Origin of the sequence: Pseudomonas kribbensis (assembly GCF_003352185.1) — a bacterium.
GTDB classification, from domain to species: Bacteria; Pseudomonadota; Gammaproteobacteria; order Pseudomonadales; family Pseudomonadaceae; genus Aquipseudomonas; species Aquipseudomonas kribbensis.
This window is the reverse complement of sequence record NZ_CP029608.1, coordinates 3,646,172-3,671,388: the sequence shown is the minus strand read 5'-3', so window position 1 is coordinate 3,671,388 and position 25,217 is coordinate 3,646,172. Positions and strand designations below refer to the sequence as shown.

The window sequence follows — 25,217 nt, the reverse complement described above, 5'->3', positions numbered from 1 at the left end:
GATGAAAATCGTCGCCCTTGAAACCCATATCGTCGCCGTACCGCCACCGCATATCGGCGGCATGTACTGGCTGTTCGTCAAGCTCAAGACCGACTGCGGCATCGAAGGCGTCGGCGAGATCTACGCCGCCACCTTCGGCCCCAAAGCCATGCTGCCGATCATCGAAGACGTGTTTGAGCGCTACCTGCTGAATCAGGATCCGCACCACATCGAGCGCTTCTTCCGTCAGGCCTATTCGAGTGGTTTCACCCAGCGTCCCGACCTGACCATGATGGGCGTGGTCAGCGGCCTGGAAATGGCCTGCTGGGACATCGTCGGCAAGGCTGCGAACAAGCCGGTCTACGAACTGCTCGGCGGCAAGGTTCACGAACGCCTGCGTTCCTACACCTACCTGTACCCGGTCAACAGCCGTGGCGAGTATGACTACGACGACCCGGACCTGGCGGCCGAGTGCGCCATCGACAACATGAACAAGGGCTTCACCGCCGTGAAGTTCGACCCGGCCGGGCCGTACACCGCGTACTCCGGGCACCAGATCTCGCTGGAAGTGCTGGAGCGCTGCGAAACCTTCTGCCGCAAGATCCGCGAAGCGGTGGGCAACAAGTGCGATCTGCTGTTCGGCACCCACGGGCAAATGGTTCCGTCCTCGGCGATTCGGCTGGCCAAACGCCTGGAGAAATACGACCCGCTGTGGTTCGAAGAGCCGGTGCCGCCGGGCCAGGAAGAGGCCATGGCGCAAGTCGCGGCCAAGACCAGCATTCCGATTGCCACCGGTGAGCGCCTGACCACCAAGTACGAATTCTTCAAGCTGTTGCAGGCCGGCGGTGCGTCGATTCTGCAGATGAACGTGGCGCGCTGCGGCGGCCTGCTCGAAGGCAAGAAGATCGCCAGCATGGCCGAGGCCTATTACGCGCAAATCGCCCCGCATCTGTACAACGGGCCGATTGGCGCAGCGGCGAGTTTCCAGCTCGCGGCCTGCACACCGAACTTCCTGATTCAGGAAAGCATCGAGACCTGGGGCGGCTTCCACGCCGAGGTCCTGAAAAAGCCGTTGCAGTGGGAGGACGGCTACATCATCCCGTCCACCGAACCGGGCCTGGGCGTGGAGCTGAACATGGACGTGGTGCGCAAGCATTCGCCGTACACCGGTGAGCGTCTGCACCTGCAAATGGCCCCGACCCCGGCCGACGTCAAAGACACATCGCCGGCCAAGGGCTGACGGGATTTCCCCGTCCGGCAACGGGCGGGTTCGATAAAAAGACTTACGCGGTAACCGTGCATGACATACGACTACATCATCGCTGGCGCAGGCGCCGCTGGCTGCGTGCTGGCCAATCGGCTCTCGGCCTCGGGCCAACACACGGTGCTGCTGCTGGAGGCGGGCGGCAAGGACAGTTCCCTGTGGTTCAAGATCCCGGTCGGCTTCGCCAAAATGTATTACAACCCGACCTTCAACTGGATGTACTACAGCCAGCCGCAGAAGCAGTTGGGCAATCGCGAAATCTACGCCCCGCGCGGCAAGGTCCAGGGCGGTTCGGGCTCGATCAACGCGATGATCTACGTACGTGGTCAGGCCCATGATTTCAACGACTGGGCGGCCAACGGCAATGACGGCTGGGGCTTCAAGGATGTGCTGCCGTACTTCCGCAAACTGGAAAACCATCCGCTGGGCGACAGCGAATACCACGGTGGCAGCGGCCCGATCAGCATCACCCCGATGGCCGGCCAGACCCACCCGATCTGCGACGTGTTCCTCAAGGGCTGCGACGAACTCGGTTACCCGCGCAGCGATGATTTCAACGGTCCGAAATTCGAAGGTGCGGGCATCTATGACGTCAACACCCGCAACGGTCAGCGCAGCTCCAGCAGCTTCGCCCATCTGCATCCGGCACTGAGCCGGCCAAACCTGACAGTCGAGCACTACGCGCTGGTCGACCGTGTGCTGTTCGATGAAAGCCAGCGACGTGCCACGGGGATATCCATCACCCAGCATGGCGTGGTGCGAACCTTCACGGCGCGCAAGGAAGTGATCCTGTGCGCCGGTGCTGTCGACACGCCGAAGATCCTGCAACTGTCCGGCGTGGCGGATCGTGCCTTGCTGGCCAAGCATCAGATTCCGCTGGTCAAACACCTGCCGGCAGTGGGGCAGAACCTGCAGGATCACCTGTGCGTCAGCTACTACTACAAGGCCAATATCCCGACGTTGAATGATGAGCTGAGCTCGCTGTTCGGCCAGTTCAAGCTCGGCGTGAAATACCTGCTGACCCGCAAGGGCGCGCTGGCGATGAGCGTCAATCAGGCGGGCGGTTTCTTTCGAGGCAACTCGGAGCAGAGCCATCCGAACCTGCAGCTGTATTTCAACCCGCTGTCGTACCAGATTCCGAAAAACAACAAGGCCAGCCTCAAGCCCGAGCCGTATTCAGGCTTTCTGCTGTGCTTCAACCCGTGCCGCCCGACCAGTCGTGGTCACATCACGATTGCCTCGAAGAATCCGCGCGATGCCGCGTTGATCGACCCGAACTACCTGAGCACGCAGAAGGACATCGACGAGGTCATCCAGGGCAGTCGACTGATGCGCAAGATCATGGGCGCTCCGGCGCTGAAGGGCATCACGGTTGATGAAGTCTTGCCGGGGCCGGCGGTGGAAACCGACGAGCAGATGCTGCAGTACTTCCGTGACAACTGCGGCTCGATCTATCACCTGTGCGGTTCCTGCGCGATGGGTGCGGATGAGCAGACTTCGGTGGTCGACAAGCGCCTCAAGGTGCATGGCCTTGAGGGCTTGCGGATCGTCGATGCGTCGATCTTCCCCAACGTCACGTCGGGCAACACCCATGCGGCGGTGCTGATGGTGGCGGAGAAGGGCGCGGATCTGATTCTGCAGGATGCGTAATGCGCGGTGACAGTTGATCGCAAGCGTCTTTCCTGCGTGCACTAGGCTTTGAATGCCGGCCCATTACGGGCCGGCATTGCTGTTTCTGGAAGATTAGTTTTTTGATGCGGGAGAGAAGGGATTTGCCGTAGGAAAGTGGGATGCCAAGGCTGAAGCGTGCTGGGCATTTTCTACTTCGTTGCTGCTGGGGTTGATGGCTTGTTGTCTGGCCACCAATGGCAAATTGCATAGGTGGTTGCGCAGCAGAAACGTAACGAAACAATCTTCCTATCCCAGTGAATGGTTCTGCGCTTTCACTCAATATGATCGATTCATCACCCTTCATCTGGATGATGAAAGGCGCGTTCTAGGCTGGCCAGTCGAGTGGCCACCGGAGTCGAACACCGGTCAGTTTTTGATGAAGTTTCCACGCTGGCTCAATGACGATGGCAAATTGGATCCTATTGGCGCCGAATTTTTGCTGATAGATTCCGCAAAGGTTAAATGGGTTGAGTTCAGCCCAGCATCAGAGGAATCATCATGACTGCCAGAGCACCGCAACCAATGCCGAAACATTTGGAACGCCTATTCGTCGGGCCCGACGGGAAGTTGCTGGAGCAACCATTGATCAAGGGTCCAAAGGCACCACCACCGCTGAAGCGTTAGCCGATACAAGGGGCGATTATTCGCCCCGGTTGCCAACTCCCCGGTTCAGGCTCGCCAACTCAGAGCGTCTGCACCAACCAATCCCGAAACGCCTTCAACGACGCCAGCGACTCATTGCGCGCCGGGTACACCAGGTAATAGCTGCGCCGACTGCTGATCGGTTCCCCCAGTTGCACCAGCTCACGGCTGTGCAGCTCATCCTCCACCAGAATCCTTGGCACCAGTCCGATGCCGATATTGGCGCGCACGGCTTGGATCAGGTGCGACGTCATCTCGAAGCTAGGGCCGATGCGCATGCTGCGATGGGGCAGGGCGTGATGGCTGAACCATTCGGACCAGGCCTGGGCGTTGCTGCTGACATTGAGAAGAAGCTGCCCGGCGATATCCTTGTTGGCCGCAAGACGTTCGGCGTCGGACAATTGCGCACTGGCGATCACCACCAGTTCTTCGGTGTGCAGACGGTGGGCGGTCAGCCCCGGCCAGTCGCCGCCGCCAACACAAATCGCCGCGTCGATTTCACTGGTGTCGAAGTCGATGGCTTCGATGCGCGAATGCAGGTGCACGGTCATGCCCGGGTGCGCCGTGTAAAAGTCCTTCAGGCGGGGCAGCAGCCATTTCGAGCCGAAGGTCGGCAAAGTCGCCAGGCGCAGGCTGTGAATTCCCGAGCCAAACGCCATGGCCTGCAGCGTTGCGCTGCGGATCTGGCCGAGGGCTTCGGACAGTTCGCGCTGATACATGCGCCCGACGTCGGTAAGGATCACCCGCCGGCCTTCGCGGCTGAACAGGCGCATGCCGAGCATCTTTTCCAGAATCTGCACCTGACGACTGACCGCGCTCTGGGTCAGCGACAGTTCATGGGCGGCGCGGGTGTAGCTTTCATGGCGTGCGGCGGCTTCAAAGGCCAGCAGCAACGACATCGAGGGAGTGAGGGTTCGCGGATTCATTCGTTTTAGTCATGGATTGCGGGTCGATTTTACGGTTGTCCCGACATCGCTCTGCAATGAACATAAGGCCTATGAGATGGCGGGAGCGTGACGCAATCATTCATTGCGCACAACTGTTCACCGCCACACGGCCCGTTTTTGACCGAGATTGCACGCCCGATGATTGCCCAGCTGTCGCCTTCCACCACGCTGAACACCGACTACCAACAGTTTCTCAAAGCCCTTGAAACCAGCGGTTTTCGCGGCGAAATCAGTGCCGACTACGCCAGCCGCGTGGTGCTGGCCACTGACAACTCGATCTATCAGCGCTTGCCGCAAGCAGCGGTATTCCCGCGCGACGCCGACGACGTGGCGTTGCTGGCACGCCTGATTGCCGAGCCGGCGTACCAGAAGGTGGTGATAACACCTCGCGGCGGAGGCACCGGCACCAACGGCCAGTCGTTGACCGACGGCATCGTCGTGGACCTGTCGCGGCACATGAACCGCATCCTTGAAATCAACGTTGAACAGCGTTGGGTGCGGGTGCAGGCCGGCGTGGTGAAGGATCAACTGAACGCCGCGCTGAAATCCGCCGGGCTGTTTTTTGCCCCGGAACTGTCGACCTCGAACCGCGCCACCGTCGGCGGCATGATCAACACCGATGCCAGCGGCCAGGGCAGCTGCACCTACGGCAAGACCCGCGATCACGTGCTGGAACTGCACATGGTCCTGCGCGGTGGCGAGCGCTTGCACGGTCGTCCACTGGAAGAAAGCGAACTGGCAGCGGAGTGCTCCCGCGAGGGCCGGGCCGGCGAAGTGTATCGCTGCGCGCGGCAGATCATCGATGAGCAGGGCGAGTTGATCCGGGAAACCTTTCCTGACCTCAACCGTTGCCTGACCGGCTACGACCTGGCGCACCTGCGCGAGGCCGACAACCGTTTCAACCTCAACAGCGTGCTGTGCGGCGCCGAAGGTTCGCTGGGGTTTGTGGTCGAGGCCAAGCTCAACGTATTGCCGATCCCCAAGCACACCATGCTGGTGAACATCCGCTACGCCGGCTTCATGGACGCGTTGCGCGATGCCCGGGCGTTGATGGCGCTCAAGCCGCTGTCGATTGAAACCGTCGACTCCAAAGTGCTGTTGCTGGCGATGCAGGACATCGTCTGGCACGGCGTTGCCGAGTATTTCCCGGAAAGCGCCGAACGGCCGACGCTGGGGATCAATCTGGTGGAGTTCTGCGGCGACGATCCCGAGGAGCTGCAAGGCCGGGTCGAGGCTTTCATCCAGCACTTGGGCACCGATGCCACGGTCGAGCGGCTGGGCCACACGCTGGCCGTCGGTCATGCGGCGGTGAACCGCGTTTATGGCATGCGCAAGCGTGCGGTGGGTTTGCTCGGCAACGTCGCCGGTGAAGCGCGGCCGCAGCCCTTTGTCGAAGACACCGCCGTGCCGCCGCAACACCTGGCCGAATACATCGCCGAGCTGCGCGACCTGCTCGACAGCCACAATCTGCAATACGGCATGTTCGGCCACGTCGATGCCGGCGTGCTGCACGTGCGGCCGATTCTCGACATGAAAGACCCGCAACAAGCGGCGTTGGTACGACCGGTGTCGGACGGCGTCGCCGCGCTGACCCAGCGTTACGGTGGCCTGTTGTGGGGCGAGCACGGCAAAGGCCTGCGCTCGGAATACGCACCGGCCTTTTTCGGCGAGTTATACCCGGCGCTGCAAGCGTTGAAGGCGGCGTTCGATCCGTTCAACCAGTTCAATCCCGGCAAGATTGCCACGCCGAATATTCCCGGCGCGGCATTGCTGAAAATCGACGAAGTGACCCTGCGCGGCGAACTCGATCGGCAGATCGACGAGAAAGTCTGGCAGGACTACGGCGCGGCCATGCACTGCAACGGCAACGGCGCCTGCTACAACTTCGATCCCGACGATGCGATGTGCCCGTCGTGGAAAGCCACTCGCCAGCGTGCGCAATCGCCCAAGGGCCGCGCCTCGCTGATTCGCGAATGGCTGCGTTTGCAGGGCGAAGCGGGTGTCGATGTGTTGGCCGATGCCAGTCGCCGTCCGCCGTTTTTCAGCACATTGCTGCAGCGCTGGCGCAACAGCCGTGCCCAGGAAAAGGACTTCTCCCACGAGGTGTACGACGCCATGGCCGGGTGCCTGGCGTGCAAGTCCTGTGCGGGGCAGTGCCCGGTGAAGGTCAACGTGCCGGACTTCCGTTCGCGGTTCCTGGAGCTGTACCACACCCGTTACCTGCGACCGGCGCGGGATTATCTGATTGCCTCGCTGGAGTACACGATTCCGTACATGGCGCGGATTCCGTTTCTCTACAACGGTTTGATGGGCGCCTCGTTCAGCCGCCGCTTGATCGAGCGACTCGGTGGCATGGTCGATGTGCCGTTGCTCAGCCGTTTCGATTTCCACGCGGCCATGCGTCGCTGGCAGGTTCAGCCGGCGTCGGTCGAGGTGCTTTCGACGCTGACTCAAGCACAACGCGAGCGCAGCGTGGTGCTGGTGCAGGATGCGTTCACCCGGTATTTCGAGGCGCCATTGCTGGCGGATCTGATCGAGCTGATTTCGCGACTGGGCTATCAGGTTTATCTGGCACCGTTCAGCGCCAATGGCAAACCGCTGCATGTGCAGGGCTTCCTGTCTGCGTTCAATCGCGCGGCGTTGCGCAATGCCGGGCAACTGCGCGCGCTGGCCGAGATCGGTGTGCCGCTGGTAGGGCTCGATCCGGCGATGACGCTGGTTTATCGCCAGGAATATCTGAAAGTGCCGGGGATGGAAAAATGCCCGGAGGTGGCGCTGGTGCAGGAGTGGCTGCTCAAGGTCATGCCGGAGCAAGTCGATCAGCGCCGCGAGGAAACCTTCCGTCTGCTGGCGCACTGCACCGAGAAGACCAATGCGCCCGCCGCGACCCGGCAATGGGAGCAAGTGTTCGAACGGGTCGGTTTGAAGCTGACGACCCAGGCCACCGGTTGCTGCGGGATGTCCGGCACGTACGGCCACGAAGCGCGCAATCGCGAGACCTTGGCGGTGATTTACGAGCAGTCCTGGGCGAAGCAGATCGAGGCACCGGCAGAGCGGGGCGAGGCGTTGGCGACCGGCTATTCGTGCCGCAGCCAGGTCAAGAGGCAGGCCGACCGAGCGGTGCGTCATCCGTTGCAGGTGCTGCTTGAAAGGCTGCGTTCTGCTTGAGAACCGTTGGCAATTGAAGCGACTTTTCATGTTATAAAGTAACGCAAATATTCGGGCTGTCAGCATGCGGCCCGATCGAACTCTTCACTCGATTGCGAACCCTTCATGACCCTTGCTGTTCCCCGAAATGTCCCGCCGGCGACTGGCCGGCTGCTGTCCATTGATGCGCTGCGTGGCCTGGTGATTCTGTTCATGTTGCTGGATCACGTGCGCGAGACCTTTCTGTTGCATCGTCAGGTGTCCGATCCAATGGACATCGCCAGCACCGAGCCGGCGCTGTTCTTCAGCCGTACCTTGGCGCATCTCTGCGCGCCGGTGTTCGTGCTGCTGACCGGGTTGTCGGCGTGGCTGTTCGGGGAGAAGTACGACGGCAAGGCTGATGTTAGTGCCTTTCTGTTCAAGCGTGGCTTGTTCCTGGTCGCGCTCGAATTCACCCTGGTGAATTTCGCCTGGACGTTCCAGCTGCCGCCGAGCGTGATCTACCTGCAAGTGATCTGGGCCATCGGCCTGAGCATGATCGCGCTGTCGCTGCTGGTCTGGCTGCCACGCTGGTTGCTGTTGACGCTGAGCTTGGCAATCATCGCCGGGCACAACCTGCTCGATGGTGTGCATTTCGGAACGGGATCGGCGCTGCATGTGCCCTGGGCGATCCTGCATGACCGGGGCTGGATCGAAGTCAGCGAGAGTTTGCGCCTGCGCACCTCGTACCCACTGTTGCCGTGGATTGGCGTGATCGGTCTGGGGTACGCGCTGGGGCCGTGGTTCGCTCGCGCTGCCGATGCAGGTGTGCGGCAGCGTCGCTTGTTGATCGGCGGCTTCGCCGGGCTGCTGGGTTTCGTGGCGCTGCGGCTGGTCAACGGTTACGGCGAGAAACCGTGGTCGATCAATGACAGCAGCCTGCAGACCCTGATGAGCTTTTTCAACATCACCAAATACCCGCCGTCGCTGTTGTTCATTACGCTGACGGTGAGCGTCGGGCTGCTGCTGTTGCTGGTGTTCGAGCGCTCGCAGGAGCGACGCTGGATTCGCTGGCTGACGGTGTTCGGTTCGGCACCGATGTTTTTCTATCTGCTGCACCTGTATGCGCTGAAGGTGCTGTACCTGATCGGTGTGGCGTTGGTCGGGCTCAATCAGGGCAGTTATTTCGGCTTCTCGTCGGTGGCGGCAGTGTGGCTGGCGGCGATGGTGCTGGCGGTCGGGTTGTTCCCGGCCGTGCGTTGGTTCTCGGCATTGAAGGCTCGGCGACGGGACATCGCCTGGTTGAAGTACCTGTAACTACCCGGTTTTGCCGTCGCGAACATTGCGGGCAAAGTCGATGAAAGCCTTGAGCGGCGCCGGTACATGGCGCCGACTCGGGTAATACAGGTGCAGCCCGGGATAGTACGGGCACCAGTCCGCCAGCACCTGCACCAGACGCCCGGCCGCGAGGTGTTCGCTAACCATGTCTTCGAACACATAGGCCAGTCCCAGGCCTTGCAACGCCGGGCCGACCATCAGGCTGACATCGCCCAGGGTCAGCGGGCCGTTGACTTCGATTTCCTGTTCAATGCCTCCGCGTTCGAACTCCCAGCGGTACATCGAACCGCTCGGGAACCGATGGCGGATGCAGGGCAGGGCATGCAGGTCTTCCGGTTTCTTAGGTGCAGGATGTCGCTGGAAAAACGCCGGCGAACCGACCACCACTGAACGCAGGTTCGGCCCGATAGGTAGCGATACCATGTCCGCCTCCAGCCGATTGCCGAAACGTACGCCCGCATCGAATCCGGCAGCGACGATATCCAGCAGCGCATCGCTTTCGACCACTTCCAGACGAATGTCCGGGTAGGCCTGCAAGAACTCGCTGGCAATCGGCAGCAGCACCAGTTCGCACGCCTGGCGCCCGGAGGTGATGCGCAGGTTGCCCGAAGGTTTGTCGCGAAAATGGTTGAGGTCTTCAAGCGCATCTTCGATATCGCGAAATGCCGGTTTCAGCCGCGCGTAAAGCCGTTCGCCAGCCTCGGTCAGCGCAACGCTGCGGGTGGTGCGATTGAACAGGCGCACGCCAAGTCGGTTTTCCAGAGCCCGCAACGAGTGACTCAGTGCCGAAGGTGTCAGGCCCAGATCCACCGCCGCACGACTGAAGTTCAGATGCTGGGCGATGCTCAGAAAGATCGACAGATCCGCCGTGGACGGACTTTTCATTGATGAGCACCTTTCACAAAGTCATGTAATTTTGTTGGGATTATCGCATCAGTAGCACGGCTTTAAAGTCGCATCAACTCATCGAGAAGGCCCGGCAATAACGCCAGGGTCACTGACAGGAGGAGTTGTTATGCGTACCTGGCTGATTACCGGAGCTTCCCGTGGTTTTGGCACCCTCATCGCGGAACGCGCCCTGCGTGCTGGCGACGCGGTGATTGCCACCGCGCGCAAACCGCAGGACATCACGGATCGTCTCGGCGAGCACCCGAACCTGCTGGCGCTGCGTCTGGATGTCACCCGTGAAGAGGAGGCCCACCAAGCGGTGGCAGAGGGGATCAAGCGTTTCGGCCGCATCGATGTGCTGATCAACAATGCCGGCTTCGGCGTGCTGGGCGCGGTGGAAGAAACCAGCGCCAGCGAAACCGAGCGCCTGTTCGCCACCAACGTCTTCGGCTTGCTCAACGTCACTCGCGCCGTGCTGCCGCACATGCGCGCCCAGCGTAGCGGACGGGTGATCAACATCTCGTCCATCGGCGGTTATCAGGCCTACATGGGTTGGGGTGTCTACGGCTCGACCAAGTTCGCGGTGGAAGGCATCAGCGAAGCGCTGCATCAGGAACTGGCGCCACTGGGCATTCAGGTCACGGTGGTCGAACCGGGTTTCTTTCGCACGGATTTCCTCGACGAACAATCGCTGGTCAAGACCGCGCTGGTGCTGCCGGACTACGACGAAACCGTGGGCAAGATGCGCACCTTCGCCGAAGCCGCCAACCACGCGCAGCCGGGAGATCCGGTGAAGTTCGCCGAAGCCATGCTGGCGCTGATCAATGCGCCGAACCCGCCGCAACGGTTGGCGCTGGGCAGCGACACCATTGCGCGAATCGAGGCGAAGAACCGCCTGGTGGCGCAGGAGCTGGCGCAGTGGAATGCGCTGGCACTTTCCACGGATTTCAAGGACTGACACAACCCCCGTTGAAGCCATCGCAGGCTGCGCTCTGTTGATCGCAGCCTGATTTTTTTCATTGGATGAAATCATGAAAACCGTCTCCCAATACCATGGCACCCGCGACAAACTGCCGATCCTCGCAGCCATTTGCCTGTCGGCACTGGTCCTTCCGTTAAGTTTTACCGGTGGCGCGGTGGCGACGCCGGCCATCGGCCGTGACCTGGGCGGCAGCCCGGTGGCGCTGACCTGGATCACCAATGCGTTCATGTTGTCTTTCGGCAGTCTGCTGATGGCGGCGGGGGCGTTGGCTGACGTTTATGGACGTAAACGCTTGTTTACCGGCGGCATGCTGCTGTTTACCGGGGCGTCGATTGCCCAGAGCCTGGCGCCTTCGGTGTTCTGGCTGGATGTGCTTCGGGCGATTCAGGGCGTGGCCGGGGCGGCGGCGCTGGCCAGTGGTTCGGCAGCGCTGGCGCAGGAATTCGAAGGCCATGCGCGCACCCGTGCCTACAGCATGCTCGGCACTACATTCGGCATCGGCCTGGCGTTCGGGCCGTTGGTGGCCGGGGCTCTGATCGAGGCGTTCAACTGGCGTGCGATCTTTGTCTTCACCGCACTGATCGGTGTGATCGCGATGGTCTTCGGCCTGCCGCGCATGCGTGAAACCCGCGACCCCGACGCTAGCGGTCTCGACTGGCCAGGCACCGTGACCTTCAGTTCGATGCTCGCGCTGTTCACGTTCGGAGTTATCCAGGCCCCCGAAAGCGGTTGGGGCAGTCCGTTGGTGGTGGGGCTGTTGGGCGCTTCGGCGTTGTTGCTGGCGCTGTTCGTCTTCATCGAAATGCGTGTAAAACGCCCGATGCTCGATCTGACCCTGTTCCGTTTTCCGCGCTTCATCGGGGTGCAGATGCTGCCTATCGGCACCTGCTATTGCTACATCGTGCTGGTGGTCATGTTGCCGCTGCGGTTTATCGGTGTCGAAGGCTTGAGTGAAATCGACGCCGGCCTGCTGTTGCTGGCGCTGTCGGCGCCGATGCTGGTGGTGCCGATGCTTGCGGCGTCGATGACGCGTTTTTTTTCGGCCGGTATATTGTCAGGCGTGGGCTTTTTGATTGCCGCCGTGGGCCTGCACTGGCTGAGTCTGTACAACGTCGGCGAATTGAAATTCGCGTTGGTGATGCCGATGGTGTTGATCGGGATCGGCGCAGGTTTGCCGTGGGGCTTGATGGATGGACTGTCGGTCAGCGTGGTGCCGAAAGCGCGCGCCGGCATGGCAGCCGGGATCTTCAACACGGTGCGGGTGGCGGGTGAGGGGATTGCACTGGCCAGCGTGGCGGCGATGCTTGCCTCGCTGCTGCATACCGATCTGCAACCGGTGGCCGGCAGCGCCGACGTTGCATTGATTGCCGAAACCGCGCACCGGGTGACGACAGGCGACATGGCGCACGCAATCAACACGATTCCAGGGTTGGCCAATGAACGTCTGGTGCAAGGCTACGCTTCGGCGTTCCAGTACCTGCTGCACATCCTGACGATCATCACCCTGGCGTCGGCAGCCGTGGTGTTGGGGCTGTTGAGCAAGGAGGGGACGGTATCGGAGCCACAACAGGCTGCGGCATAAATGAAAAAGCCCGGAAGCGCAAAACGCTTCCGGGCTTTGTTCATCGGATCAACGGCGATCCAGCCACACGGTCTGCGCATTGCAGAACTCGCGCACGCCGAAATGCGACAGCTCACGGCCGAAACCGCTTTTCTTCACGCCACCGAAGGTCACGCGCGGGTCGCTGGCGGAGTAGCCGTTGATGAACACGCCACCGGTTTCCAGTTCGCTGGTCAGTTGATGGGCCAGGGCGACGTTGGCGGTGTAGATCGTTGCAGTCAGACCGAACTCACTGTCGTTGGCCAGGGCCACGGCATGGGCGCAGTCGCGGGCGGTGATGATCGATGCCACCGGGCCGAACAGTTCCTGCTTGAACGAGGTCATGCGGTCAGTGACATCGGCCAGCACGGTCGGCTCATAGTAGTTGCCTGCGCCTTCGACCTTACCGCCACCGAGCAGCAGGGTGGCACCTTCTTCGAGAGTGTCGCGCACCTGTTGATCCAGTTCGTCACGCAGATCGAAACGAGCCATCGGGCCGATGTAGTTGTCGGCGGACAACGGATCGCCCATTTTCAACTGGCGGGTGGCCTCGACGAATTTGCGGGTGAACTCTTCGACCACGCCTTCTTCGATGATCAGGCGTTTGGCGGCGGCGCAGACCTGGCCGGAGTTCTGGTAACGGCCGATCACTGCTGCTTGCACGGCTTCATCGATGTCGGCGTCGTTGAGCACGATGAACGGATCGGAACCGCCCAGTTCCAGCACGCATTTCTTCAGCGCGGCACCGGCCTGTGCGCCGATGGCCATGCCGGCGCGGACGCTGCCGGTCAGGGTTACGGCAGCAATGCGCGGGTCAGCGATGGCGGTGGACACGCCTTCCGGGGTGACGTTGATCACTTCAAACACGCCATCGGCAAACCCGGCGCGGGTGAAGGCATCGCGCAGCAGATAGGCGCTGCCCATCACGTTCGGCGCATGCTTGAGCACGTAGGTGTTGCCGGCGATCAGCGCCGGAACGGCACCGCGCAGTACCTGCCAGATCGGGAAGTTCCACGGCATCACGGCGAGGATCGGCCCCAGCGGACGGTACTCGATGCGCGCCTTGCCGCCTTCGACCAGGGTCGCTTCGGCGTTGAGCATGGCCGGGCCGTGTTCGGCGTACCACTCGCAGAGCTTGGCGCATTTTTCGATTTCGCCACGGGCCTGAGCGATCGGCTTGCCCATTTCCCGGGTGATCATGGTCGCCATGGCTTCGCTGCTGTCACGCAGAGCGCCGGCCAGCGTGGTCAGTGCGCGGGAGCGGTCCTGCAAAGGCTTGCGTTTCCATTTGCCGAATCCGAAGGCGGCACGGGTCAGCGCGGCATCGAGGGCCTCGGCGGATTCGAAGGCGTAGTGACCGATCTGCTCGCCGGTGGCGGGGTTGATCGAGATGGCGTGGGTCTGGCTGGAAATCGGGCTCATGGCATCGTCCTGCGAGGTCAGTGGATGCGCTCAGAGTAGGGTGGCGTTTGATTTCTGGAAACTGAATAATAAAGAGCGTTTCTTTCACGATTGGAGAATGACTGTGGATCTGGTGCAACTGGAAATCTTCAAGGCCGTTGCCGAGCACGGCAGCATCAGCGCGGCGGCGGCGCAGATCCATCGCGTGCCGTCGAACCTGACGACCCGCATCAAGCAGCTGGAAGAGGATCTGGGCGTCGATCTGTTCATCCGCGAGAAAAGCCGCTTGCGCCTGTCACCGGCCGGCTGGAGTTTTCTGGAGTACGCGCGGCGGATTCTCGACCTGGTGCAAGAAGCGCGCGCCACAGTGGCCGGCGAGGAACCGCAAGGTGCATTCCCGCTGGGCTCGCTGGAAAGTACCGCAGCGGTGAGGATTCCCGGTTTGCTGGCGACCTATAACCAGCAGCATCCGAAGGTCGATCTGGACCTCTCGACCGGCCCCTCCGGGACGATGATCGACGGTGTGCTTTCCGGGCGCCTGGCGGCCGCGTTTGTCGACGGCCCGGTGTTACATCCGGCACTGGAAGGCATCCCGGCGTTCGAAGAGGAAATGGTCATCATCTCGCCGCTGCATCACGGGCCGATCAAGCGTGCTGCGGACGTGAATGGCGAGAACATCTATGCGTTCCGCTCGAACTGCTCCTATCGCCATCACTTCGAAAAATGGTTCAGCACCGACGCCGCCGTGCCCGGCAAGATCTTCGAAATGGAGTCCTATCACGGCATGCTCGCCTGCGTCAGCGCGGGGGCGGGTCTGGCCCTGATGCCGCGCAGCATGCTGCAGAGCATGCCCGGTTGCGCGACGGTAAGCGTCTGGCCGCTGGCGGCGGATTTTCGCTATCTGACCACTTGGCTGGTGTGGCGGCGAGGTACGGTGTCGCGCAGTCTGAGCATGTTTGTGCGCTTGCTCGAAGAGCGCGGCGTGGTGCGTGCAGAAGAGAATTGACACTTTGTGTCATGGTTGTATCTTAGGCGTCCTGTTTCGCAATATAAAAAACTATACAGCGCAAGCGATTAGCCAGAAGGAATCAGCGATGACCACAGCCCTGAGCGGTAAAGAAGCAGTAGGTGAGCGTTTTGTGCTGGAGACCATGCGCCATGCCCAGCAGTTGACCTGGAAGGCCGTGGACGAGATCGCCAAGGTGATCAAACCCGGCATGCGCGAATCCGAAGCCCATGCACGTGGCAAGGAAATCCTCGTCGAGCTGGGCATGGACCGGATCTGGCATCCGCTGCTGATCCGCTTCGGCGCCAATACACTCAAGACTTTCAAGGAACGCTCCGACGGCGATCCGGTGCTGGGCGAGAGCGACATTTTCTTCATCGACATGGGCGTGGTCTGGGAAGGCCACGAAGGCGATGCCGGAGCGACGTTCGTCACCGGGTCTGATCCGCAAATGATCGCCTGTGCGGCAGCCTCCAAGGAACTCTTTGACAAGGTCGAAGCCTTCTGGCGCAAGGGCGTAACCGGTGTCGAACTGTACCGCTACGCCACCGATCAGGCGCAGGCCATGGGCTGGAAGTTGAACCTGGACATAAAGGGCCACCGGGTCAGCGATTTTCCTCACGCGATTTATCGCGGCGGCAATCTCGGTGATTTCGATCAGGCGCCGAATGCCGGTGTGTGGATTCTGGAAATCCAGATCGAACACCCTGAACTTCCCTACGGCGCGTTCTATGAAGACCTGTTGATCTGATTCACATTGACGGTGCTAGAGTCAGGAGTCGATGTTCAGAGAGGTGTAGCGCTGTAGTTGTAACTACATAGCGCTTGCCACGATGATGCAGGCCGTTTCCTAACTCCAAAGTCAACAAAAGGACGTCCATCATGAAAGTCAGTGCCCGCAACGTGTTCAAAGGTCAGGTCAGCCAGGTTCAGGAAGGCTCGGTCAATGCCGAAGTTGTCCTGACTCTGCCGGGCGGCGAGAAGCTGGTGGCGGTCGTGACCCTGGCCAGCCTCAAGAGCCTGGGCATTGCGGTGGGCAAAGAAGCCGTCGCCCTGGTCAAGGCGCCTTGGGTGATGCTGATGACCGAGTCCGAAGGCATTCGCCTGTCGGCCCGCAACTGCCTGCAAGGCAAGGTGCTGAGCGTGACCGATGGCGCGGTCAACGCCGAAGTGGTGATCGAGCTGGCTGGCGGTTCGAAGGTCTATTCGATCGTGACCCGCGATGCGGTGAACGAACTGGGTCTGGCGGCTGGCGTCAGTGCCACTGCCGTGATCAAGGCTTCGCACATCATTCTGGGTGTGCCGGCCTGATCAAACGCGTGACTCGAAAAAAATGCCCGGTTCGGTGATTTGCCGAACCGGGAATTTTTTTATCTATCTCAGAGACTGCCCGCCAGTTTCCCGGTCATCAGCCGCCGACGATAAGCACTGTCACGACTCGCCAGCCAGAAATACAGCGGCGACGTCACCAGCAACCCCACCAGCCAGGAAAGGTCCGCGCCGTTGATGTGCGCCGACACCGGGCCGACGTACAGCGGCGTGTTCATGAACGGAATCTGCACCACGATGCCGATTGCATACGCCAGCAAGGCTTGCGGGTTATAGCGGCCGTAGATGCCGCCGTCGACCTGGAAGATCGAGGCGATGTCGTACTGGCCTTTGTGGATGGCGTAGAAGTCGATCAGGTTGATCGCGGTCCACGGCACCAGCACGACCAGCAGCACCAGCACCATGTCGACGAAATGGCCGATGAAGTCCGACGACGCACCGACTGCAGCAAAGCAGCAGGCCAGCAGCACGATCAGCGAAATCACCGCGCGGCTCTTGGCGGTCGGAATCCAGCGGTAGGCGAACGTCTGCACCAGGGTGATCAGCGACAGCACGGCGCCGTACAGGTTGAGGGCGTTATGGCTGATCACGCTGAGCAGGAACAGCACCAGCATCAGCGGGCCGATCGAGCCGGTGGCGAGTTTCACCGCGTCCATGGTGTCCATGCCCACCGGCGTTGCCAGCACGGCGACCGCCCCGAAGATGAACGACAGGCTCGAGCCCAGCGCGGAGCCGAGGTAAGTGGTCCAGAACGTCGCCGCCACCGGCACATTCGCCGGCAGATAACGCGAGTAGTCCGAGACGTAAGGCGCAAACGCAATCTGCCACAACGCCGCCAGCGACACCGTCGCGAGCCAGCCTGAAAGGTTGAAACCGCCACGGGTAAGGAAGTCAGCCGTTTGCACGTGAGTCAGGATGTAGCCGAAACCGACCACGATGCCGATCCCGAGCACCCAGGTGCCGATGCGGTTGAGCACGTGGATGAAGCGGTAACCGATGATCCCGATGATCCCCGAACCCAGCGCGCCGATGACGATGCCGACCGGCACCGGAACGCTGTCGACCACGCCATGCAAGGACTTGCCGGCCAGCACGATGTTGGAGGCGAAGAAGCCGATGTACATCACGCCGGCAATCAACACCACCAGCAGCGCGCCGAGGGAGCCGAATTGTGCGCGGCTCTGAATCATCTGCGGGATGCCCATCTGCGGGCCTTGCGCCGAGTGCAGCGCCATCAGCACACCACCGACGAGATGCCCGACCAGAATGGCGACGATGCCCCACAGCAGATTCAGGTGAAACAGTTGCACGCCGAGGGCGCCGGTGACGATGGGCAACGGCGCGATGTTGCCGCCGAACCAGAGGGTGAACAGATCCCTGACCTTTCCGTGGCGATCTTCGGGCGGCACGTAGCCGATCGTGTGTTTTTCAATGAGCGGTGCGGACGTTGTTGCAGAGGTGGCCATGACGAACTCCAAGGCAAGGACGAGTACGTGGACGTACTTCAGTGAGCGCCGGCACGGACGGCGCATTTCTTGTTGGGGTTGATCATGGGCAAGGAAAGGGGAGAGATAAATTAGTAGTTTTGTTGCTTCAGACGTTAAAAATACGAGGCTCTTCGGGCAGCTCAAAGCGCTCTGTTTCGGGCGTTTCAGCGCCATGAGCGGCAACGCAGCTGACCTCCATTGGAGCAGCTGTCTGTCGGTGTTATTGCGGCTTGGCTGCGGACTTTTATCCAGCAGCCAGACCGGTTTTTTCAAAGGCGAATCGACGCCAGCATCCGTTGCAGGATCTCATCGCAAGCCTTGAGCTGATCGCGGCTGACGAACTCGTCCGGCTTGTGGCCCTGATCCATGCTGCCGGGACCGCACACAACTGTGGGGATCCCCACTGCGTCGAACAAACCGCCTTCAGTGCCGAACGCCACAGTGCCGAAATCGTCCGAGCCACAGAACGTGGCGATCAATTGCGCCGCCTGGCTCCGGGCGTCAGTCGCCAGCCCCGGATAGGCCGACAGTTCGCTGAATCGGATATCGCTCAGCTCGCTGACCGCACGCATACGCGGCAGTACTTGCTGCTCGGCGTAGACCTTGAGTTGCTGCGCGACGACCGCCGGATCCTGCGAGGGCAGAGCGCGTATTTCGAAATCAAAACGGCAATCGGCGGGGACGATATTCAACGCCTTGCCACCGCTGATCACGCCGGTTTGCACCGTGGAATACGGCGGGTCGAAACGTGGGTCGAGATGTTCATCCTTGAGCTGCCGACCGATGCGTCCCAGCTCGCCGATCAGTTCGGCGGCGCATTCGATGGCGTTGACCCCGAGCGGCGCGTAGGCAGAGTGACAGGAGTGACCCTGAACATCGCAACGCATCGCCAGTTTGCCCTTGTGCCCGAGCACCGGTTGGAGTTCGGTGGGCTCGCCGATGATGCACAGCAACGGTTTGACCGGACGCTGCTCCAGCATCTTGAGCAACGAACGCACGCCGAGGCAGCCGACCTCTTCGTCATAGGACAGAGCAATGTGCACCGGCATACGCAATGGTGATTCGATCAACGACGGCACCAGCGCCAGCACGCAGGCGATGTAGCCCTTCATGTCCGCCGTGCCACGACCGTACAACTTGCCGTCACGCTCGCTGAGTTCGAACGGCGGCACGGTCCATGGCTGACCATCGGCAGGTACCACATCGGTGTGTCCCGACAACACGATGCCCGGCTGATCGGCCGGGCCAATCGTGGCGAACAGATTGGCCTTGCTGCGCTCATCGTTGTAGATCAGCTTGCACGGCACATCGAAACCTTCGAGGTAGCTGCGAACGAAGTCGATCAATTGCAGGTTGGACTCGCGGCTGGTGGTGTCGAACCCCACCAGCGTCTTGAGCAACGCGACGCTGTCGCTCATCGGTCGTCTCCGGCAACCCCGTAGCCCGGCGCCTTGGCCGGATCGAGGGCGCGGTCGATGTAGTCCTGCAATTGCGGACGATAGGCGTCCCAGAGTTTCTGCAACTGGCCGATCGGGTCTTCATCGGCCCAGTCCACCCGCAGGTTGACGATAGGCCAGGTCAGTTCGCCGACCACGACCACGGCTGCCGAATGCACCGGTCCCGCTTCGCCGCCCAAGGCTTGGGCGGCGTGCAGGGCCTTGAGCAGGCGGTCGGCCAATTGGCCTTCGCCATCCTCGAAGGCGCTGACCATGGCTTCGATCACCGAGCGTCCGGCGAGCATGTTGCCCGCCGCCACGCATTGCTCGCCCGACACCGCGTTGTGTACGCCAAGGGTTTGCGCGCCGCTGAAATGGGCGGTCTGGCCGAGGTGGTTGATCGCCGTGATCTGCCGGTACTGACTGTAGCCATTGCGGGTCAGCACCTTGTCCAGCGCCGCCTCGGGCGACAGACCTTGCTCCATCAGGGCGAGCACTTCCGGGCCGAGGGAGGGCAGGGTGATGTTCTGGCTCGATACCGCGCCGACACCGGGCAGCAGCCACGGGCAGCGGGCGCCGACGGCGATGCTGGAGGAACTGATGGCGATGCCGAACTGACCGGTTTCGGGACAGCGGGCGGCGATGGAAAATGTCATGTGTGGCCTCCTTTCGCTAAGGTCGAATTACTCGGGAATCACCGCAACCACATCGATCTCCATCAGCCACTGCGGCTGACCCAAAGCCGACACCACCAGCCCGGTGGAAATCGGGAACACGCCTTTCAGCCATTTGCCGACTTCCTGATACACCGGTTCGCGGTAGCGCGGGTCGATCAGGTAGGTGGTGGTCTTGACGATGTGGCTCAGGTCGCTGCCGGCCTCTTCGAGCAGTTGCTTGACGTTGCGCATCGCCTGTTCGGTCTGCGCGCGCGGGTCGCCGAGGCCGACCAGTTCGCCATCGAAATTGGTGCCGACCTGACCACGGACATACACGGTGTTTCCGGCGCGCACGGCCTGGCACAAATCGTTGTCCAGGGTCTGGTTCGGGTAGGTGTCCTTGGTGTTGAACATGCGGATGCGGGTATGGGTTGGCTGACTCATGTGAGGCTCCTGACGAAATCGAACCCGGCGCGACAGGCGCCGGTATGGAAGAGGGAAATCAAGCGTCGACGGTGTCGGCGGCTTTGTTGTGCTGCGCGGCTTCGCGTTGTTCGGCATCGCGATAGGCCAGGTATTTGCGCTGGGTGGCGATGTGATCGGCCACGTGCTTGGCGTCGTGCCACACGCCCCAGATGAACGACGAACCGCGTCGCGACTGCCACGGCAGACCGAGGAAATACACACCCGCTTCGCTGGACACGCCACGCTGATGTTGCGGCTTGCCGTTGTCGTCGAAAGCGGCGACTTTCAGCCAGGAATAGTCCACGGCAAACCCGGTGGCCCAGATGATCGAGGTGATGCCGGCGGCGGCCAGATCGAGATCGGCCAGTGGGTTCTTCACGCATTCAGGATCCGGATAGGTTTCCCGGGCTTCCGGTTCCAGTGGCAGATCAAGGCCATTGCGTTCGATGTAGGCATCGGCGGCATCCAGCAGCGCGAGGTAGTTCTCGTCGCCGCGCTTGAGGTTGTCGCGCAGGTCCTGTTTGAAGGTCACTACGCCGTCGCTGAACGATTCGGTGACGCCGACCAGGGTCATGCCGCGATGGGCCAGGCCACGGAAGTCGATGGTGCGGCCACCGTGGGCGCCGCTGACGGCGATGGTCACGTGCTCGCGGCCGGGTTTCATTGCGGCCTGATCCCACTCGCCGAGCACGCCGAGCCACCAGCAGAAATCACGGTTGCGATAAGCGCGAGGCGGGCGGTCATGGGCACCGACCGAGAGGTAAACCTGCTTGCCCGAACGTTGCAATTCGTCGGCGATCTGCACGCCCGACGAACCGGCACCGACCACCAGCACCGCGCCGGCCGGCAGCTGTTGCGGGTTTCGGTAGTCGGCCGAGTGAATCTGCAGCAGGCGTTCATCTTTCGGCGCAATGGCCGGGATCACCGGACGCTGGAACGGACCAGTCGCAGCGACGACGCGGGCGGCTTCGATCTCGCCTTCGGAAGTCTCGACGGTGAAGCCCGGACGACCGACATTGCGCACTACGCTCTTCACGTCCACGCCGGTGCGGATCGGCGCGTTGAATTTCTTCGCATAGGCTTCGAAGTAATCGGCAACCCGCTCCTTGTGAGCGAAGCCATCCGGATCGACATCGTCGAATTCCATCCCCGGAAAGCGGTCGTGCCACGCCGGACCGTTGGCCACCAGCGAATCCCAGCGCCCTGTGCGCCAGCGTTCGGCGATGCGGCTGCGCTCCAGCACCAGGTGCGGAACCCCGAGTTTGCTCAGGTGTTCACTCATGGCCACACCCGCTTGACCGGCGCCGACAACAAGCGTGTCTGTTTTTATTATTTCAGTGGTCATCTCTGATCCCTTCTCACGAGGCCGTTGGATTCAGGCCGCTGTCGACCTGTTCTCTGTGCTTGGGATCAGACTAGGGAGGGGGTGGTTATCGGTAAAATATTATTAAGCTGGCATGTGAAGATAAAAACGTGATGCAGAGGCTTCAAAGCCCCGTAAATGCTGAGTCTCGCCATGGCACCGGAATCCGGGACAACGAAAAAAAAGGGCCGCCGACAGGGTAGTCGGCGGCCCTTTGCAAGGCGTGCTCGGATCACACGGACTCAGCGATCGAGAAACGCCAGCAGGTCTTCATTCAATTGCTGCGCATGGGTCACCGCAAAGCCGTGGGGCGCACCGGCATACACCTTCAATTCGGCGCCCTTGATCTGTGCGGCGGCGCGTTTGCCGGTGGTTTCGAACGGCACGATCTGGTCGCCATCGCCATGAATCACCAACGTCGGCACATCGATTTTCGCCATGTCCGGGCGGAAGTCGGTTTCCGAAAATGCGGTGACGCAATCCACGGTGCCCTTCAGCGAAGCCAGCAACGCGATATTCAGGGTTTGCGTCAGCACGCCCTCGGAGACTTTCTGGCCCTGATTGGTGCCGTAGAACGGGGCGTTAAAGTCAGCGATGAACTGCGCCCGGTCCTTCAGCAGGCCGGCCTTGATCCCGTCGAACACCGACTTGTCGACGCCTTCGGCAAAGTCCGGTTTCTTGCCGAACAGCGGCGTCACCGCGCCCAGCAGCACCAGCCCGGCCACGCGCTCGCTGCCGTGGCGTGCGATGTAGCGGCTGACATCGCCGCCGCCCATGGAGAAACCGACCAGGGTCACGTCACGCAGGTCGAGGTGCTCGATCAACTGCGCGATGTCGTCGGCGAAAGTGTCGTAGTCGTAGCCGGTCCACGGCTGCCCGGAGCGGCCGAAACCGCGACGGTCGAAGGCGATGGTGCGGTAGCCACGACTGCTCAGGTATTCCATCTGGTATTCCCACATGTCGGCGTCCAGTGGCCAACCGTGGCTGAACAGCACGGGCCTGCCGCTGCCCCAGTCCTTGAAATAGATCTCGGTGCCGTCTTGGGTGGTGAACGTGCTCATGGAAACTCCTTGGAGGTTGGCTCTATGTGGTTGCCGTGGTGGCAACAATCACTATCGCGACAAAACGCATCAGCCACTTGTACGCAGGTGCTAAGTTCGTGGTGGCCGGTGTTATCGCTTCTGCAACATGAGTTGTAAGATGCAACCGCATCCCATCTTTCGTTTGCCGGAGATAGTCGAAATGAAGCGCAAAAGCCTTGCCGGCAATGCCTGCCCGGTCGCCCGGACGCTGGACCTGATCGGCGACTGGTGGTCGTTGCTGATCGTCCGTGATGCGCTGGAAGGCATCCGCCGTTTCGGCGATTTCGAGAGAAGTCTGGAAATCGCCAAGAACATCTTGAGCGTTCGCCTCAAAGGCCTGGTGGAGCGCGACATCCTGCGCCTGGTGCCGGCGTCCGATGGCAGTGCCTACAAGGAGTACGTGCTGACGGAAAAGGGCCGGGCGCTGCAAACCGTGATTGTCGCGCTGTCGCAGTGGGGCGGGGAGTTCATGTTTGAGCCGGGTGAGTCGGGGTCGGTGATGGTCGACGCGCAGAAAGGGAAGCCGATCAGGAAGCTGGAGTTGCTGTCAGCCGATGGCCGGGTACTGGCACCGGAGGATGTGGCGACGAAACGGGCTGTTGAGCATTGAGGTGAAGTGAGTCGGGTCTGTCGGATGTTTCGCTTCTCGGAACGTTTGCCGATCCTGTGGCCGGTTTTCCTTGGTTGATCTGCGAAACCTCCTGCATCTCTGTCGGAGTCGGACGATTTCGCCGATGCCGCTCGTCGGCAACACTATTCCGGTGAATCCTTAAATTGACGTCAGAATAGTGGCACTTTAACATGTCGCCACTATTCTGATATCACTTTCCGTCTCGAGGGATCGAACATGTCCTCACCCGCCCTCGTGGCGAGGTTGTGCCTGGCTTTGCTGTGCCTTTCTCCGCTTGATGCTGTATTCGCTGCACCCACCCCCGGTGATACCGACCTGATCCGCGACCGCCAGAACCGACTGCTCGAAGAGCAGCAGCGGCGTCTCGAAGAACTCAAGGATCTGCCCGGCAAGGAAGCCAGGCCGGTTCAACCGACGGCGCCGGTCGACACCCGTTGCTTCCCGATCAAGGACATCGAACTCAAAGGCGCCGACAGCCTGTCAGAGAGCGACAAGGCGCGCCTGCTCAAGCCTTACATCGGCCAGTGCCTGGGCGTACCGCAGCTCAATGAACTGCTCAAAGTCATCACCGACCACTACATCGAGAAAGGGCTGGTGACCAGCCGTGCCTACCTGCCACAACAGGACCTGTCCGCGGGGCACCTGAAAGTGCTGGTGGTCGAAGGCAAACTCGAAAGCCTGAAAGGCGCCAACAACAGCAAGCTTTCCGAGCGTGAGCTGTCGATGGCGTTTCCCGGCAAGGCCGGCGAACTGGTCAACCTGCGCGAGATCGAGCAGATGGTCGATCAGCTCAATCGCCTGCCGTCCAATCAGGCCAAGATGGAGCTCTCGCCGGGCAAGAACGTCGGTGGCAGTGATGTACTGGTCAACAACACCCCGCAAAAGCCCTGGCGTGTCGGATTGTCGCGCAGCAACGACGGCCAGCGCAGCACCGGCGAGCAGCAGTGGGGCACCACCTTCGACTGGGACAGCCCGCTGGGCCTGGCCGATCAGTTGAGCCTGCGCGGCGGTCACGATGCGATGACCGACCATCAGCACACTTCCAACAACGCCATGCTCAATTACAACTTGCCGTGGGGCTGGTGGAACTTCAGCTACACCTACAGCCAGAGCGAATACCGCTCGCAGATCGCCGCCAACGGCTACAACTTCAAGCAGACCGGCGACAGCGAAAACCATCAGTTCCGTGCCGAGCGGGTGATCCACCGCGACGCCGTCAGCAAGACGTCCTTGAGCACTGGCCTGTCGTACCTGCGCAGCAACAACTTCATCGAAGACAGCAAGCTGCGCCTGAGCAGCAACCGCATCAGCGAAGCGCAGTTCGGCTTCAACCACGGGCGGCGGATCGGCAGCGCCTTCGTCAACTTCGATGCCGGCATGCAGCAGGGCATCGGCGCGTTCGACGCCCAGGGCAGTCACGATCCGGGCCCCGGCGAACCGGACGCGCGCTACCGCAAATACACCGCGACCCTGAGTTATCTGCAGCCGTTCAAACTGTGGGGCGAGTCGCTCACCTTCAGCAGCCTGATGACCGGCCAGCGCAGCGAAGACGTGCTGTTCAGTCCGCAGCGCACCAGCCTTGGCGGGCTGTCATCGATCCGTGGCTACAAGGATCAATCGCTGTCCGGCGACAGCGGCGGCTACTGGCGCAACGACCTGCGCTGGGCACGCCCGGTGACCGCCGAATGGCTGCGCCCGGTGTTCGCCGAGTACGGCACCAGCCTGGGCTACGACCAGGGCGTGATTCGCAATGATCGATACAACGGTGACCAGCACGGACGCATGTCGAGCAACTCGCTGGAGTTGTTTGCTCGTGGCCAGCATGTGGCAGCCAGTGTGACCTTCGCCCATTCCCTGGAACGACCCGCCGCGCTGACCGAGCGCGAAGCGCCGATCTATTTCCGCCTCGATTTCTTTATTTAAT

General features: G+C 61.4%; 20 protein-coding genes. 11 read left to right on the top strand and 9 right to left on the bottom strand.

Annotated features, from left to right (window positions below; all coding sequences use genetic code 11):
• The first annotated feature begins 1 nt into the window (after nucleotide 1).
• On the top strand, nucleotides 2–1,219 hold the full coding sequence (locus DLD99_RS16615; RefSeq protein ID WP_114883677.1) for a mandelate racemase/muconate lactonizing enzyme family protein: 1,218 nt from the start codon (nucleotides 2–4) through the stop codon (nucleotides 1,217–1,219).
• Nucleotides 1,220–1,279: 60 nt separating this feature from the next.
• Nucleotides 1,280–2,893, top strand: a complete 1,614-nt coding sequence (locus tag DLD99_RS16610; RefSeq protein ID WP_114883675.1) for a GMC family oxidoreductase — start codon at nucleotides 1,280–1,282, stop codon at nucleotides 2,891–2,893.
• A gap of 704 nt (nucleotides 2,894–3,597) precedes the next feature.
• Here DLD99_RS16610 and DLD99_RS16600 read toward each other — a convergent pair.
• Nucleotides 3,598–4,482, bottom strand: a complete 885-nt coding sequence (locus DLD99_RS16600) for a LysR substrate-binding domain-containing protein (protein WP_114883669.1) — start codon at nucleotides 4,480–4,482, stop codon at nucleotides 3,598–3,600.
• Nucleotides 4,483–4,641: 159 nt separating this feature from the next.
• Here DLD99_RS16600 and ydiJ point away from each other — a divergent pair, with 159 nt between their 5' ends.
• Entirely contained in the window at nucleotides 4,642–7,671 is a 3,030-nt protein-coding gene (ydiJ, locus tag DLD99_RS16595) for a D-2-hydroxyglutarate dehydrogenase YdiJ (RefSeq protein WP_114886720.1), read from the top strand.
• 105 nt (nucleotides 7,672–7,776) lie between these two features.
• Nucleotides 7,777–8,946, top strand: coding sequence for an acetyltransferase domain-containing protein (locus tag DLD99_RS16590; protein WP_114883667.1), 1,170 nt, complete (start codon nucleotides 7,777–7,779; stop codon nucleotides 8,944–8,946).
• Here DLD99_RS16590 and DLD99_RS16585 read toward each other — a convergent pair whose 3' ends face one another.
• Nucleotides 8,947–9,852, bottom strand: coding sequence for a LysR family transcriptional regulator (locus DLD99_RS16585; RefSeq protein WP_114883665.1), 906 nt, complete (start codon nucleotides 9,850–9,852; stop codon nucleotides 8,947–8,949).
• Between the two features lie 130 nt (nucleotides 9,853–9,982).
• Here DLD99_RS16585 and DLD99_RS16580 point away from each other — a divergent pair, with 130 nt between their 5' ends.
• Nucleotides 9,983–10,813, top strand: a complete 831-nt coding sequence (locus DLD99_RS16580; protein WP_114883663.1) for an oxidoreductase — start codon at nucleotides 9,983–9,985, stop codon at nucleotides 10,811–10,813.
• A gap of 73 nt (nucleotides 10,814–10,886) precedes the next feature.
• On the top strand, nucleotides 10,887–12,419 hold the full coding sequence (locus DLD99_RS16575; protein WP_114883661.1) for an MFS transporter: 1,533 nt from the start codon (nucleotides 10,887–10,889) through the stop codon (nucleotides 12,417–12,419).
• Nucleotides 12,420–12,467: 48 nt separating this feature from the next.
• Here the strand turns inward: DLD99_RS16575 and DLD99_RS16570 are convergent, their stop codons facing one another.
• The gene (locus DLD99_RS16570; protein ID WP_114883659.1) at nucleotides 12,468–13,859 is read right to left on the bottom strand and encodes an aldehyde dehydrogenase family protein; all 1,392 of its coding nucleotides are present in this window, start codon (nucleotides 13,857–13,859) and stop codon (nucleotides 12,468–12,470) included.
• A gap of 103 nt (nucleotides 13,860–13,962) precedes the next feature.
• On the opposite strand from DLD99_RS16570, the gene ptrR reads away from it, so the two are divergent.
• The 3 genes from ptrR to DLD99_RS16555 all read left to right on the top strand — a co-directional run bounded on the left by ptrR (nucleotide 13,963) and on the right by DLD99_RS16555 (nucleotide 16,155).
• Nucleotides 13,963–14,844 carry a putrescine utilization regulator PtrR gene (gene ptrR / locus DLD99_RS16565; protein WP_085711607.1) on the top strand — a complete coding sequence of 294 codons (882 nt, stop codon included), beginning with the start codon at nucleotides 13,963–13,965 and terminating at the stop codon, nucleotides 14,842–14,844.
• 88 nt (nucleotides 14,845–14,932) lie between these two features.
• The gene (locus tag DLD99_RS16560; protein ID WP_114883657.1) at nucleotides 14,933–15,595 is read left to right on the top strand and encodes a M24 family metallopeptidase; all 663 of its coding nucleotides are present in this window, start codon (nucleotides 14,933–14,935) and stop codon (nucleotides 15,593–15,595) included.
• Between the two features lie 131 nt (nucleotides 15,596–15,726).
• On the top strand, nucleotides 15,727–16,155 hold the full coding sequence (locus DLD99_RS16555) for a TOBE domain-containing protein (protein ID WP_114883655.1): 429 nt from the start codon (nucleotides 15,727–15,729) through the stop codon (nucleotides 16,153–16,155).
• A gap of 68 nt (nucleotides 16,156–16,223) precedes the next feature.
• Here the strand turns inward: DLD99_RS16555 and DLD99_RS16550 are convergent, their stop codons facing one another.
• The 6 genes from DLD99_RS16550 to DLD99_RS16525 form a co-directional block, all read right to left on the bottom strand.
• Complete coding sequence (locus DLD99_RS16550) at nucleotides 16,224–17,639, bottom strand: purine-cytosine permease family protein (RefSeq protein ID WP_114883653.1); 1,416 nt, start codon at nucleotides 17,637–17,639, stop codon at nucleotides 16,224–16,226.
• Nucleotides 17,640–17,929: 290 nt separating this feature from the next.
• Entirely contained in the window at nucleotides 17,930–19,078 is a 1,149-nt protein-coding gene (argE, locus tag DLD99_RS16545) for an acetylornithine deacetylase (protein WP_114883651.1), read from the bottom strand.
• A complete protein-coding gene (locus tag DLD99_RS16540) occupies nucleotides 19,075–19,752 on the bottom strand; it encodes a DUF1028 domain-containing protein (RefSeq protein WP_114883649.1) in 678 nt (225 codons plus the stop codon). Before DLD99_RS16540 ends, argE begins: the two co-directional genes overlap by 4 nt.
• A 27-nt stretch (nucleotides 19,753–19,779) precedes the next feature.
• Nucleotides 19,780–20,196 (bottom strand): RidA family protein, encoded by a 417-nt coding sequence (locus tag DLD99_RS16535; RefSeq protein WP_007950460.1) that lies wholly within the window; start codon nucleotides 20,194–20,196, stop codon nucleotides 19,780–19,782.
• A 58-nt stretch (nucleotides 20,197–20,254) separates the two neighbouring features.
• On the bottom strand, nucleotides 20,255–21,562 hold the full coding sequence (locus DLD99_RS16530; protein WP_114883647.1) for a flavin-containing monooxygenase: 1,308 nt from the start codon (nucleotides 21,560–21,562) through the stop codon (nucleotides 20,255–20,257).
• Between the two features lie 260 nt (nucleotides 21,563–21,822).
• Nucleotides 21,823–22,641 carry an alpha/beta fold hydrolase gene (locus DLD99_RS16525; protein WP_114883645.1) on the bottom strand — a complete coding sequence of 273 codons (819 nt, stop codon included), beginning with the start codon at nucleotides 22,639–22,641 and terminating at the stop codon, nucleotides 21,823–21,825.
• A gap of 181 nt (nucleotides 22,642–22,822) precedes the next feature.
• On the opposite strand from DLD99_RS16525, the gene DLD99_RS16520 reads away from it, so the two are divergent.
• Entirely contained in the window at nucleotides 22,823–23,272 is a 450-nt protein-coding gene (locus tag DLD99_RS16520) for a winged helix-turn-helix transcriptional regulator (protein WP_085711606.1), read from the top strand.
• Nucleotides 23,273–23,509: 237 nt separating this feature from the next.
• Complete coding sequence (locus DLD99_RS16515) at nucleotides 23,510–25,216, top strand: ShlB/FhaC/HecB family hemolysin secretion/activation protein (protein WP_114883643.1); 1,707 nt, start codon at nucleotides 23,510–23,512, stop codon at nucleotides 25,214–25,216.
• The last annotated feature ends 1 nt before the right edge of the window (nucleotide 25,217 follow it).

Bases quoted from the DNA above. Each gene is read 5' to 3' on its own strand.
- DLD99_RS16515 (WP_114883643.1), top strand. From the start codon at position 23,510: ATGTCCTCACCCGCCCTCGTGGCGAGGTTGTGCCTGGCTTTGCTGTGC.
- DLD99_RS16520 (WP_085711606.1), top strand. From the start codon at position 22,823: ATGAAGCGCAAAAGCCTTGCCGGCAATGCCTGCCCGGTCGCCCGGACG.
- DLD99_RS16610 (WP_114883675.1), top strand. From the start codon at position 1,280: ATGACATACGACTACATCATCGCTGGCGCAGGCGCCGCTGGCTGCGTG.
- DLD99_RS16600 (WP_114883669.1), bottom strand. From the start codon at position 4,482: ATGAATCCGCGAACCCTCACTCCCTCGATGTCGTTGCTGCTGGCCTTT.
- DLD99_RS16530 (WP_114883647.1), bottom strand. From the start codon at position 21,562: ATGACCACTGAAATAATAAAAACAGACACGCTTGTTGTCGGCGCCGGT.
- DLD99_RS16590 (WP_114883667.1), top strand. From the start codon at position 7,777: ATGACCCTTGCTGTTCCCCGAAATGTCCCGCCGGCGACTGGCCGGCTG.
- DLD99_RS16580 (WP_114883663.1), top strand. From the start codon at position 9,983: ATGCGTACCTGGCTGATTACCGGAGCTTCCCGTGGTTTTGGCACCCTC.
- DLD99_RS16550 (WP_114883653.1), bottom strand. From the start codon at position 17,639: ATGGCCACCTCTGCAACAACGTCCGCACCGCTCATTGAAAAACACACG.
- DLD99_RS16540 (WP_114883649.1), bottom strand. From the start codon at position 19,752: ATGACATTTTCCATCGCCGCCCGCTGTCCCGAAACCGGTCAGTTCGGC.
- argE (WP_114883651.1), bottom strand. From the start codon at position 19,078: ATGAGCGACAGCGTCGCGTTGCTCAAGACGCTGGTGGGGTTCGACACC.
- DLD99_RS16570 (WP_114883659.1), bottom strand. From the start codon at position 13,859: ATGAGCCCGATTTCCAGCCAGACCCACGCCATCTCGATCAACCCCGCC.
- ydiJ (WP_114886720.1), top strand. From the start codon at position 4,642: ATGATTGCCCAGCTGTCGCCTTCCACCACGCTGAACACCGACTACCAA.
- DLD99_RS16525 (WP_114883645.1), bottom strand. From the start codon at position 22,641: ATGAGCACGTTCACCACCCAAGACGGCACCGAGATCTATTTCAAGGAC.
- DLD99_RS16615 (WP_114883677.1), top strand. From the start codon at position 2: ATGAAAATCGTCGCCCTTGAAACCCATATCGTCGCCGTACCGCCACCG.
- DLD99_RS16555 (WP_114883655.1), top strand. From the start codon at position 15,727: ATGAAAGTCAGTGCCCGCAACGTGTTCAAAGGTCAGGTCAGCCAGGTT.
- DLD99_RS16575 (WP_114883661.1), top strand. From the start codon at position 10,887: ATGAAAACCGTCTCCCAATACCATGGCACCCGCGACAAACTGCCGATC.
- DLD99_RS16560 (WP_114883657.1), top strand. From the start codon at position 14,933: ATGACCACAGCCCTGAGCGGTAAAGAAGCAGTAGGTGAGCGTTTTGTG.
- DLD99_RS16535 (WP_007950460.1), bottom strand. From the start codon at position 20,196: ATGAGTCAGCCAACCCATACCCGCATCCGCATGTTCAACACCAAGGAC.
- DLD99_RS16585 (WP_114883665.1), bottom strand. From the start codon at position 9,852: ATGAAAAGTCCGTCCACGGCGGATCTGTCGATCTTTCTGAGCATCGCC.